Genomic DNA, 12,454 nt, shown 5'->3' with positions numbered 1-12,454 from the left:
TCTTTAAAAAGCGGCATCCATCCCGGCTAAAGCAGGCGGGATGGATGTCTTTGTCTTGCGTATGATTTCTGCCACCTTGGCTTGGCGCCGGCTTGGCGCAGCGGCAGCCAGTACTGTTGGTGGCTGCCGAGTGCAGCTGCCGGACAGCCTTGCTATACCTTGTTTTTTATCAGCATCACCTCGATGATGGACACTGCCGTATTCTCGGGGATGGCCAGTGCTGACGCCAGCTGGTTGATGATGTCTTTCTCGCTGTCTTCGAGCACGCCGTCGGCCAGTGCTATGTCTACCGCACAGGCAAATGCCGTAAGCCTGAGTTCTTCTGAAAGCTCCTCGGCCGAAGCTTTCACCAGCGCTCCCGCCCCTTGCGACTTCAATATCCTGAACAGTTTGTCAAACAGCTTGTTGAAAGCCTGGTCTGAGAAGTTGTCGTATATGCGCAACCTCTGGATGTAGTTCACTATTCCGTCCCATTCGCTCGATGCTATGCTTCCGTCGGCCCCGGCTATGGCTACGGCTATACCGGCGAAGGCTTCTTGTTGCGTCAGCTTTGTCTGTTCAGGCGCAGCCTGGAAAAGTTTATCAAATAGTCCCATGATGATAAATGTTTAGGTGTTTGTAATAATGTTTATTCAAATATTCGGCTGCAAGTTAGTTATATTCTGTATAATTCCCCCCCCCCATTGATAAAAAACGTTAACTTACGGATATTGCGGTGACACAGAATAAGGGCTTGGATGGTATTGAACAATGCGTTCATCGGTTTTTTCCGTCAATGGCTTGCGTGTCACTTTCGGTGGCATTGCGTAGGTTTGCTGTAGATATACGTGTAGTTGTGCTGCCTTTGCCTTTGTTGCAATGGCAGCAGCCTTAGGCATTTATATGCCAAAAGCGGTTTGGTTTTGTTGTCGGGTTGGTTGACCTGCCGCCTTGTCTCTGTGTAACGGGTAGCTCAGAGACAAGGCGGCAGGCATGAAGAGCGTAAAAAAGGGTGGGCCGTTTGCCAGTCATCACACGGGCGCTTAAGCCATGCCCGGCGGTCTTGCTTTTTTTGTGGCCCGGCCGCCATGTGGCGTTGGCGCAGCCATGGCCGCCATCCTGTTGGCTTGGCGGTAAGCAGCCATCGTTCAATGAGCTGTTTCTTATTCAATCCTGAATGTATACACCTTGGCCGACTTGGTGTTTGTCATCATGTTTGTTATGGCCAGGCAATATTCGCCGGGCTCAAGGCCGGCCGTGCTGATGATGACAGACTCGCTGCCGTATCTCTTGTATTTCAGCACCACGGCGTCGTCTTCGTTTGCAGATGCTCCGGTAAACGTGCCGGCCTCTCCTGTCTTCCATCTTCTCTTTGTGCCCATGTTGCTAAGCTTGATGATGCTCAGCGTCTGTTGCGGCGACGTGCCCCCGGTGTTGATTATTATGTTGCTTTTCTTTTTGTCTATCGTTAGTGGCGAGCTTTCGCCTTTGATGTAGTAGTACGACTTTACCTTGCCGATGCCGGTAAGATACAATGACGCAGCGGCCTTGGCCTTGCTGTAGGCGCTTTCGCAGGGTAGGGGCGACGCCAGTGTCGAATCTGCCAGGTTGAACACATACGGTTCCAACTCAAATTCCGGTTCAGTCTGTGCATGTGCAAAGGCAAATGCCATGCTCAGCAGCAGTGTGCAAATGTAGGTTTTCATACGAAGAAGTTTTTAGTTATTGTTGTTATGCATTGCCCCCCGGCCGGTAGTCAGGCCGACAAGGGTTGTTGTTTGCGTTTATATCTTCTATTCCGGATTCCCCCATACCCGTCAGTGCCTTTTGGGGGTGCATCTGATGCAGCCGAACCTGTTGCCCCTTAGGCCGCGACACAGGCCAATCTGCACGGCAATTCAATGGGTTTGTATAGGGTGCCGCCTGCCTGTTGGGCTTGAATGTTGGTATTGGTCATTATCGTTGTGGCTTCAGCACCATGGTATTAAGCGCCATGGGCTTGCCCCTTGCAGTGTGTGCTGATGTCTGTCTGTATGTCATTCACAAAAGTAATTCATTAAAACAGCACGGTTTGTTCATGCGGTACAAAAATTGTTAAACGCAAGAATCTGCCGTGAAACCGAATAATTAGTTTCCCTGTTTGATGTCCGTCGAATGGCTTTAGTTGCCGTTGCAAGTGTTGTGTGGGCTTATTCTGTGCCTTGACAGGGTGCTGCCATCGAGCGGCCTTGAGTTGAAAAGACGGCATGCCGACCCCATCATTCCGCAGCAAAAGGTTGTTACGGCTGGGGCGGCAAATGGCCGCGGCGGCAATAGGTGGGCGGTGTCTGCCACGTGTTGTGTCGGTGCCAGGGCAAGCATACGGCGGAACGATGAGCCGATATTGATAAAATAACCGACAGATGGCTACACTGAGGCCCCCACGGAGTTGCATCTTTCGTCAAAAATACGTATCTTTGCCATTGCTGCCGGGCGTGCAGCTTGCCTTGTGTCGGGTGTGCGTCGATGGCAGAAATGGCCATTGCCACAGCCCCCGGGCAGGCCTGCATGCTTTCTGCGATGCAGGTATGGCTGTATGTGGCGCCTGCCAATCGGTGTTTGCCTTATGACGTTACGAGTTCTGTTTGTATTTCTCTTCGCCCTGACATCAGCCGGGGTAGCGTGGGCCGGCGGTGCTGACTCGCTCAAGTTGGCCGTGTGCCAGGCCAATTTCGACCGCTTTGCCGCTGCCTATCCGCAGGAGCGCGTATATCTCCACTTCGACAACACATCATATTACAAGGGCGAGCGCATCTGGTACAAGGCATACGTGGTTGGCGGGAGCGACTTCCGTGCCGCGCCGCTCAGCCGCATCCTTTACGTCGAGTTGCTCAACCCGATGGGCTATCCCGTGGAGACCCAGAAACTGCCACTGCGAGGCGGTCAGGCCGACGGGTCGTTTGAGCTGTCGGATACCATCAATGCCGGGTTCTATGAGGTAAGGGCATATACGGCATGGATGCTCAACTTCACCCCCGGCGACAGCCATGGGTGGAGCCGCCTGCGCAGCCGCGATTCGCGCATACACTACGGTGAGCGTTTCCAACGCTATCTCAACGGCAATGCCGGTGTGTTCAGTCGGGTGTTCCCCATATACGAGCCGGTAGACAGTTGCCGCTATTCAGTGAGGCGCATGTTGCGCCAGCCCAAGGCCACGTCGGCGCTTGCACGTACGGCGGGCGACGGGTTGCACGTTGATTTCTATCCCGAGGGCGGCAATTTCGTAAGCGGTGTGCCCACGCGGATAGCCTTTCAGGCCCGTACCGAAGCTGGGCGCACGCTCAATGTGGCCGGGGCGCTGATGCGTGGGGGCGACTCCATAGGGTGCTTCAAGACCGACTATGCCGGGCGGGGCATGTTTTCGGCAACGGCTGATGCCGACAGTGCCGACCTGCTTGTCAGCGGCCTTGAGCTGAAACTGGCCTATGGCGGGCGCGATTACCGTTTCCCGCTGCCCAAGGCCCGCCGCCGCGGCTATTCGCTCGCTGTGTTCCCGTCGGCAAAGGGGTTGCGCATCAGCGTTGCCCGCAACGCCCGCACAGAGGGCATGGTGCTTGGGCTCAGCGTGACATGCCGCGGACAGACTGGCTATGCCGGTGTGGTAGACCTGCGTTCGTCGCTTGGCACGGTGCTGTCTGTAGACACCGCCCTGCTCCGTACGGGCGTCAACGTGGTCACACTCTATACTTCCGCGGGACGTGTGGTGGCCCAGCGCATGGCCTTTGTCAACAAGCACGACATGGCCGGATGCCGACTACGCGTGGCCGTGCGGGGCGATTCGGCCGGCGTTTTGCCCTACGCTCCCGTGACGCTCGATTGCACTGTCGCGCCGGTGGGTGGCCGCGGGCTGCCCGACTCGCTCACTTTCTCGCTCGCTGTGACCGATGCCGACAGCCGTGAGGCCACCTACGACACTGGCAACGTGCTTACCTACCTGTTGCTGTCGTCAGAGATAAAGGGCTTTGTGCCCCATCCGGCATATTATTTCGAGGCCGACGATGCCGAACACCGCTCGGCCCTCGACCTGCTGATGATGGTGCAGGGGTGGACGCGCTACGACTTCGAGCTCATGATGTCGGGCGACAGCCTTTGCCCAATGCCCATGGCCGAGCGCTCGCTCGTGTTCCGCGGGCGGGTGCTCGACGACGGCGGGTGGCGCGACCGCACGCTGTGGAAGCCGGTGGGCGGCAAGAAACTGTGGGTGTTTTCGGAGATGGTGCTCTCGCCCGACAGCATTTTCGGCGGTGAGTGCCGTGTGGGCAGCGACGGCGTGTTTACCCTGTCGTTCCCTCCTTTCTTCGGCAGTGGCCGACTGTCGTTGGCTCTCAACCGAGACAGCGCAGGTGGAGACAAGGGCGACATAGCCGGTCATAATTACCCAAAGCGGCGCAACAGGCGTCCGGGCCACCTGTTGGGCAGGCATGTAGAGCCGCTTAATCAATGGTCGCCGCTGCCCAAGGACTACGGCTATTACGAGACGGCGGCAATGGCCGACCCGTGGGACGAGAACATATTCGGCCGGGCGTTCATGGCCACAACCGGCCGTCCCGGCAAGTATGTGGCTTACGACAGCCTGAGCGGGAGCTATGTCATGGCTGGCATCGACAAGGTGAGAAGGCGCCGGTGGACAAACTTCCTTGATGCGCGCCCGGTGTGCGTGGCCGACATCGACGGCCTTATGGCGTGGCTGTCGGGCATCTTCGGCGACATACAGCCATTTCGCTGGAATCAGTACAGGGGCCTCGGCGGGCTCGAGTGCAGGTCGGTCAACAGCAACAGCTTCAGCGCGCCTTTCTATAGCGGCCTCTACGAGCTGCTCTACATCTTCGGCCTTGACGGCACTCACAGGGCTTTTGTCAACGGACTCTCTCCCGACAGGGGCTACAGGGCGGTCGTTGGCTCTGCCGGCAACCTGCCCGAGGGATACCGGTTCTTCCCTCATGACGAGAATTTCAGGCTGCTGCGCATCTATGCCGACAACGACAACAGGCGCCTGGCCTACAGCCCCGGCCGGTTCGGAGAGCGCGTGTCGGCCTACAGGCGCATACGTTTGCCGGAGCATGGCTCATCAATGCCCAAAGAGAACGACCACCCGGTAACCTCCATTTTCGACTTCATAACCGATGGGCGTTATGCCGACGGCAGTTCGCTGCCCGAGTTCATGGGTTACCGCATCAACTTCGCGGGGTTCAACCGCCCCGTAGAGTTCTACTGCCCGGACTACAGCCATGCGCCGCTGCCGGAGCATACCGATTGCCGCCGCACTGTATACTGGAACCCGAATGTGGTTGTGGGCCGCGACAGACGGGCCACGCTTCACTTCCACAACAATGGTTTCAGCAGGCGCCTTGCGGTGTCTGCCGAGGGCATCACGCCTGCGGGGACCATGGTTGTCGGTGAATGACGGGGCTGTGCATTGTCGGCTGCCGTGCCCCCGAGCAAGGGCCTGCGTGATGTCGGGGGGAAAGGGCCAGCCAGGCATGGCTGGTCGTGCCCGGCGTAGGATGGTGTAAAAAAACACCCGCTGGCCTTTGGCTTTATGGATAAAAATCGCTACCTTTGCAATGCATACGCAAGGTGGGCTTGCTTTATGGAGGCTTTTTCTATATGCCAGCCGCATGGCCTTGCTTTATGCGACAGACTGACACACTTAACTTTAAACAATAACAGAACAACAATGAACGAAAACGAAAACAAGCAGCAAGGGCAGTTGCAGATTGAACTGCCGCAAGACAAGGCACAGGGCGAATATGCCAACTTTGCCATAATTACCCACTCAAGCAGCGACTTCGTGCTCGACTTTGCGCGCATCCTTCCCGGTGTGCCCAAGGCACAGGTGAAGAGCCGCGTCATCCTGGCCCCCGAGCACGCAAAGCGTCTGCTCATGGCCCTGCAGGAGAACATCGTTCGCTACGAGCGCGAGTTCGGACAGATAAAGATACCTTCACAGCAGGAGGCCGGCCCACGCACCATTGCACCCTTCAACGTGGGCAAGGGAGAAGCGTGAAGAATTAAGGATTAAGAATTGAAAAATTGAGAATTAACAGCGAAAGAGAGACGAATTAAGAATTAAAAAATAAGAGTTAAGAGTTTAAAGAGATATCTTAACGAATGCTGCAATGCAGACCACAAAACTATTTCTATTAACTCTTGACTCTTATTTTTTAATTCTTACCCCTTAATTTTTAAGGGCCACCCGATAAACCCTGGATTTATCTGGTGAGCCGTTTTTGACTCTTAATTATTACCTCTTGATTATTTCGTACTTCCTGTTTCCCAGTCCAATCTTCTCGGCATGCGCCAGGCACGTCTTGTATTCAGTGTTGGGGTTGGCGTTGTCGAAGTGGTCGTGATGGTCGTGGAAGTGTGGTGACGCCATGGCTTCGGTCAGTTGAGTGTTTGGCAGTGGCGTCTGCCTGAGGCAAGCGTCGGCGCAGGCCTGGTCGAGGGCCAGGGGGTCGAATGATGCAAACATGCCAACGTCGGGCAGTATGGGCGCGTCGTTGCCGGCATGGCAGTCGCACGTTGGCGATACGTCGCACACAATGGATATGTGGAAGTTTGGCCTTCCGTCCACCACCGCCTTGGTGTATTCAGCCATACGGCAGTTGAGCTCCTTCACGGCAGCGTCGTTAGAAAACGATATGGCGTCGAAGTTGCATGCCCCCACGCACCTTCCGCAGCCCACGCAGTTGTCTGTCACCACGCTCATCTTGCGCGTCTGCCCGTCAAAGTGCAGTCCGTCGTTGGCGCATTCCGCCATGCATCGCTTGCATCCCCTGCATTTTCCGGGGTCAATCTGCGGCTTTCCGTTGCAGTGTTGCTCCTTCTTTCCTGCCCGCGAGCCGCATCCCATGCCAATGTTCTTGATGGTTCCGCCGAAGCCCGTCATCTCGTGGCCCTTGAAGTGGGTCAGCGATATGAACACATCGGCATCCATCACCGCGCGCCCAATCTTGGCCGCCTTGACATATTCGCCGCCATTGACAGTCACGTCCACGTCGTCGGTGCCTTTCAGCCCGTCGCCAATTATCACCGGACAGCCCACGGTGAGCGGTGTAAATCCGTTCTCCCACGCACAGTACAGGTGCTCGATGGCATTCTTGCGGCTGCCGGGATACAGCGTGTTGCAGTCGGTGAGAAACGGTTTCCCGCCCAGGCCCTTCACCACGTCGACCACCGCCCGGGCGTAGTTCGGCCTGAGGAAGCTCATGTTGCCCAGCTCGCCGAAGTGCATCTTTATTGCCACAAACTTGCCGTCCATGTCGATGTTGCCAATGCCGGCGGCCTTGATTAGCCTTTTCAGCTTGTCGGCCGGCCCTTCGTCGGGGCGGCAGCGGAAGTCGGTGAAGAACACCTTTGATGTGTCTTTCGTCAGAGTTTCGTTCATAGTGTTTGCTCCTTGTCGTTTTCGTTCATAAAGTATTTTGTTCAGAGATAATGCAAACGGGCCCACTGCGGGCTTGCCCGCCTGTTGCCCGGGTGCCGCCAATCTTATTCAAAGACAATGCAAAGTTAACCTTTTTCTGTGGTTATCTGTGTAGACGCATTACTTTTTCTTGCCCCATCCCGTCGGTATTTTGCCTGCGGCCCTGCGTCCGCCTGTTCATTCGCCGGCCATGGGCTTAGCTTGCGACCTGCTTTCCGCGTGGCCGTCGTGGGCGTTGCCACCGTGACATTCGGCCACCTCGGCGGCCACCTCACGGCGCAGCCGCCTCCAGCTCGGCATCTTTTTCAGCTCACGGCGCATGGGTGCGTCGTATAGCATGAAGAGCAACAGCAGCGCCAGGCAAGCGTAGGTGCACCAGCCGTAAATCTGTTTCAGGCCCACCTCCAGCGTGCGTGGCACAAACTCCGCCATCATCCGGGCCACGGCCCCAGTGCCTCCGGGCATCGCCACTCGGTCTATCGCCGCCCCGTAGCGGGCCGTGTTGTCGGCCGTTAGATACTGCAGGGCCTCGGTGTAAATGGCCGACCCCGTCACGCCGCCAACAACCATGTGCAGCATGTTGAACACGCTCAGAGCCTGGAAGAAGTGGCGGAACGTCATGGTTTCCTCCAGGCAAACCATGAATGTGGCACTGAGCACGGCGTAGGCAAATCCGCGGCAGGCCACGGGCAGGTAGAGCTGTGATATGTGGATGTCGGCAGACAGGGTGAAATAGAACCCCGCCAGGTAGCAGGCCAGCACGGCTATGCCCACAGCCAGCAGCCTGAGGTAGCCCAGCCGCCATACGTGCATCCACCGGAAGGCGAAGAGGCAGCCTGCCACTATGCCGCCCATCGCAGGCCAGTCGAGCCTCATGCTCACCGTGGCGTCGTAGTGCATGACGCCCTCATAGAACACTTCCTCGAGCGAGCGCTCTGCCGCCATGAGCATCTCTACCACTGTGATGAGCAGCAGTATGGCCGCCAAGTGCCTGTAAGTCCACATCTGCGGCTCTATGTACGGGTGGCGAATGTGGAGCATACGGCCCACGCATGCCGCCAGGGTCGCAGCCGCCGCGGCCGCCACCGCCATCATCACATGGCTGGCCCACCAGTCGTGGTAGTCGCCGTAGGCCAGCATGTAGGCCACTTCGAGCAGCAACAGGGCCCAGAGCAGAGCCCCCAGCCAGTCGATGCCTACCAGCGGAAACTTCTTCACTATGCGGAAGTGGCGGGTGCACAGCGTTATTATGAGCAGGTCGGCCATCATCAGTCCTGCCACCAGCCAGTGCATCGCCGTCCAGTGGTAGTGGTGCATCAGCGTGGTTGCGGCTATGTCGGCCACCTGCATGCTGCCCAATATCACGATATGCAGCATGGGGAAAAACACAGTGAAGTCGCGGTTGGGCGTCATCCACAGCTGTATGGTCGACATGCACTCAAACGTTCCCTGTATCTTGCACACGCCCTCGACGAAGCACACTGCCCACAGCAGCGGCAGAAACGATATGTGCGGGGCGGCCAGGTTGCAGGCCATCACGCCCGTGGCGGCCGCTGCGAGCAGCGTCTTGTTGGTAAACCTGAACTTCATCCTGAACAGAATAGGGAAGTAGACGGCCATTCCCGCCAGGTTGGCGTAGAGGCACATGAGCAAGTCTTCGCGCATCATGGCCGTCTCGCCCATCATCTCGGCCATGGTGCCGAGGTACAGTCCGCCCGACAGCTGGAACGTCACGGCCATGAATACGTAAAGCCACGGTTGCAGCCTGCGCGGCACAGCGCGGCGCATCATGGGCATGGCGAACGGCCCGTTGGTTACCGGTGCTCCCATGTCAGTGCTTCACTTTACATTCCACGTTGAGGCCGGCGCGCAACCGCTTCAGCTTGTCGGCGTCGTTGCCCGCAAGGGTTATCCTTACCGGCACGCGCTGCTCCACCTTTACAAAGTTGCCCGTGGCGTTGTCTTGCGGTATGAGCGAGTAGGCGGCGCCGGTGGCGCCGGATATGGCCTCCACCTTTCCTGTGTATGTCACGCCCGGCACGGCGTCGGCCGTCAGCACCGCCTCGTCGCCCACGCTGATGTTGTTGAGTTGCGTCTCGCGGTAGTTGGCCGTCACCCACAGGTCGGAATCGTCCACAATCTCAACCATCGTCTGTCCCGGTTGCACCAGCTGGCCCTCGTGTATGCCCTTGCGTCCGGTCGTTCCGTCGCAGCTGGCCACTATCACCGTGTACGAAAGGTTTAGCCGTGCCAGGTCGACGGCAGCCTCGGCCACCCTCACCGCCGCCTCGTTCTGTTCCAGCCTGTGGCCCTGTTCGTCTTTGGCCAGGGCCGTAGAGTGCCTGGCCCTCGTCAGCCCCTCGTAGCGGGCCTTGGCCGACTCGTATGCCGTCTTCACATTGTCATGTTGCTGCTGCGTCACAGCGTCGTGTGCCAGCAGCAGCCTGTACCGCTTCCATTCGCGCTCGGCGTTGTCCATCTGCACCTTGGCCTCGTCTATTCCGGCGTCGCTCACCCACAGGTTGTTCCGTGTTGTGGCAATGCCCGTTGTCGTGGCCCTTCTGCCCGAGGTGGCGTTGGCCAGGTCGGCCTCGGCCTGCGCCAGCCGTAGGCGGAACTCAGCGTCTTCTATTATCACCAGCGTGTCGCCCTTGTGCACAGTTTGGTACTCCTCGAAGCAAACCTTCTTGACAAAGCCCTGCACCCTCGAGTTCACCGGTGTGATGTGTCGTCCCACCTGCGCGTTGTCGGTGTATTCCACTCCCGGGTGCACAAACCGGGAGCAGACATACGCCAGTCCTGCCACAATGAGTGCTATCACCACAGTGTTGTATATTCTCTTTTTAGTATTTCTTGAAATCATAGTCATGCAATTTGTATTGTTGTTTAATGTTTGTTATTGCTCAGTATATGCTTTCCGCCTCTACAGTCTTCCCAAGGCATCCGGCTAAGGCAGTTGTCTGCCAGCTCTTCCAGCTCCTCTACCTCCCGGTCATCCGTCCGTGGCAAATGTCCTCTAACTCCTTCTTGCCTTCTCATAACTCCCTCTGCCTCCCGGGCCCCCGTCCGTGGCAAATGTCCTCTAACTCCCCCTTGCCTTCTCATAACTCCCTCTGCCTCCCGGGCATCCAGCCGTGGCAAATGTCCTCTAACTCCTTCTTTCCTTCTCATAACTCCCTCTACCTCCCGGGCATCCGTCCGTGTCAAATGTCCTCTAACTCCTTCTTGCCTTCTCATAACTCCCTCTACCTCCCAATCCATCCCTCCCTCGGCTCATAGCGTATGCGTAAGATACCTCATGCGGTAATAGTTGAAAATCACGTTGATGCGGGCGTCTGCCAGTGCCAGGTCGGCGCCCAGCTTAGCGTTGGCCGCATCGAGCAAGTCGGTGAGCAAGGCCAGGCCGTTGCGGTATCTGTTGTTAGTCACATGGTAGTTTTCGTCGGCCAGTTGCACATTCTTCTCATGGGTGTCCACCTCCTTGAATGCCGTCATGAAGTTGGTGTATCCCGCCTGCACGGCGTTTTCCACCCGTTCGCGGGCCAGGCTGTGCATTTCGGCCGCCTGCCTCACCTTGAGCCGGGCCTGCTTCAGCCTGCCCGTGTTTTTGAACAGCGACGAAATGTCATAGCTGACGCTCAGCCCCACAAACCAGTAGTTGAAGTTGTTGTCGAGCGCGGGCACCTCGATTGTTATGGGCCCGTCCAGATGGTCGGCAGCCACCATGGCCACCTTTGGCAGCCGCCCGGCCCTCTCGAGCCGGGCTTTCTGACTGTTGGCCTCTATGTCGTTGGCGGCCTGTTTGATGTCTATGTTGCCCATGTCGGCCATGGCCTGCCAGTAGGCTTCGCCCTCTGCCGCCACTTCAGCCCCTGCCATGGCCGTGTCCGGCACAATCAGCGTGCTCACGGGCAGGTGCAGCGTGGTGGTCAGCTTGTGGTTTGCTATGGTTGCGGCGTCGGTCACCTTGGTCAGTTGCAGCCTTAGGCACTCCACCTGCAGTTCGTAGCGCGTGATGTCGTTTTTCAGGGCCGTGCCCTGCTCGCGCCTCGCCCTCATGTCGGCAATCACCCGTTGGGCCAGTTCAATGTTGTTTTCCAGCACCCGGGCCTGGTTGTTCAGCTTGTACAGGTCGAGGTAGCATCCCAGCAGTTCGAAGCGCGTGTCCTGCCGGTTCTTCTCCCGGTCCAGTTCGGCCTGCCTCCGGCCCAGCTCTGCCAGGCGTATGCTGCCGTCGATGGCCCCTCCGGCATATATGGTCTGGCGGGCCTCTATGGCGAAGTTGTTGCCGAAGTGAGGCATGCCAATGGTCAGCGCGTTGCCGAAGTCTCTGTCCCACAGCCTGCCGTTGCCCAGGTAGCTGGCCGATGCCGATGCGCTGATGTCGGGCAGGCGGTTTGCCTTGGCCGCTTTGAGGGCCTCGCCGGCCGCTTCCGTTCCGGTGGTATAGGCCCTGATGCTTTGGCTGTTGGCATCGGCCAGGCTCAACAGTTCGTCGATGCCCATCGTGCGCGGCTGGGCATGAAGGTCATGGCTGCACAGTGCTGCAGAGCATAGCAGCACTATGAGCCCTTTTGTTTTGCTCATAAATAAAGATGTTGGTTAAGTATCTGTTCAAAATTAACCGAGATAATTGACCTAGCAGGTGTCTTCCATGTCTTTGCCACCATCTTGTGTGCTCTTTCGGGCCGCATACCCAAGTCTCATCGGTCGCGTAGCCCGCTACGCTCTCTCTTCGGACTTTGGCATGCATCTCCGAAATAGCGCACAATTTGATGGCAATTAATTTTGAACACCTACTTAATGTTTACGGTGTGGATATGGTTTGGAAAGACCGTGCGGCGTCGCTAAATCAGAGCGGCGACGCCCCAGAAGTGGAAACTGTGAATCTTGTTTCTGTAAATGATTTTATAAGCACTCATTTGCCGGTCATTCCATTTTTCAGGCTGCAAAAATAATAAAAATAAGGATAGGACGTAACTTCCGGATTTCTTGTTTTCACGTAAT

Annotated in this window: 9 protein-coding genes; 3 read left to right on the top strand and 6 right to left on the bottom strand. The window is 57.3% G+C overall.

The features are described 5' to 3' along the window. Positions 1 to 152 precede the first annotated feature (152 nt). Both M3089_RS13030 and M3089_RS13025 read right to left on the bottom strand, forming a co-directional pair. Complete coding sequence (locus tag M3089_RS13030) at positions 153 to 596, bottom strand: tellurite resistance TerB family protein (RefSeq protein ID WP_205109526.1); 444 nt, start codon at positions 594 to 596, stop codon at positions 153 to 155. A 546-nt stretch (positions 597 to 1,142) separates the two neighbouring features. Next, a complete protein-coding gene (locus M3089_RS13025; RefSeq protein WP_205109528.1) occupies positions 1,143 to 1,685 on the bottom strand; it encodes a hypothetical protein in 543 nt (180 codons plus the stop codon). Positions 1,686 to 2,584: 899 nt separating this feature from the next. Here M3089_RS13025 and M3089_RS13020 point away from each other — a divergent pair. Further along, positions 2,585 to 5,422 carry a hypothetical protein gene (locus M3089_RS13020; protein ID WP_249084533.1) on the top strand — a complete coding sequence of 946 codons (2,838 nt, stop codon included), beginning with the start codon at positions 2,585 to 2,587 and terminating at the stop codon, positions 5,420 to 5,422. A 273-nt stretch (positions 5,423 to 5,695) separates the two neighbouring features. Further along, the gene (locus M3089_RS13015; protein WP_205109532.1) at positions 5,696 to 6,025 is read left to right on the top strand and encodes a DUF3467 domain-containing protein; all 330 of its coding nucleotides are present in this window, start codon (positions 5,696 to 5,698) and stop codon (positions 6,023 to 6,025) included. 237 nt (positions 6,026 to 6,262) lie between these two features. Here M3089_RS13015 and M3089_RS13010 read toward each other — a convergent pair whose 3' ends face one another. The 4 genes from M3089_RS13010 to M3089_RS12995 form a co-directional block, all read right to left on the bottom strand. After that, positions 6,263 to 7,408 (bottom strand): DUF362 domain-containing protein, encoded by a 1,146-nt coding sequence (locus M3089_RS13010; protein WP_249084531.1) that lies wholly within the window; start codon positions 7,406 to 7,408, stop codon positions 6,263 to 6,265. A gap of 216 nt (positions 7,409 to 7,624) precedes the next feature. Further along, positions 7,625 to 9,277 carry an efflux MFS transporter permease gene (locus M3089_RS13005; RefSeq protein WP_249084530.1) on the bottom strand — a complete coding sequence of 551 codons (1,653 nt, stop codon included), beginning with the start codon at positions 9,275 to 9,277 and terminating at the stop codon, positions 7,625 to 7,627. 1 nt (position 9,278) lies between these two features. After that, positions 9,279 to 10,310 (bottom strand): HlyD family secretion protein, encoded by a 1,032-nt coding sequence (locus M3089_RS13000; protein WP_249084529.1) that lies wholly within the window; start codon positions 10,308 to 10,310, stop codon positions 9,279 to 9,281. Between the two features lie 410 nt (positions 10,311 to 10,720). Next, positions 10,721 to 12,034: a TolC family protein gene (locus M3089_RS12995; RefSeq protein WP_249084528.1), complete on the bottom strand. Its 1,314-nt coding sequence runs from the start codon at positions 12,032 to 12,034 to the stop codon at positions 10,721 to 10,723. Between the two features lie 188 nt (positions 12,035 to 12,222). Between M3089_RS12995 and M3089_RS12990 the strand changes: the two genes are divergently transcribed. Further along, on the top strand, positions 12,223 to 12,405 hold the full coding sequence (locus tag M3089_RS12990; protein WP_249084527.1) for a hypothetical protein: 183 nt from the start codon (positions 12,223 to 12,225) through the stop codon (positions 12,403 to 12,405). Positions 12,406 to 12,454: the final 49 nt, after the last annotated feature.

Source organism: Marseilla massiliensis (assembly GCF_023336985.1).
GTDB lineage: Bacteria > Bacteroidota > Bacteroidia > Bacteroidales > Bacteroidaceae > Prevotella > Prevotella intestinigallinarum.
This window is presented reverse-complemented; position numbering and strand designations above follow the sequence as displayed.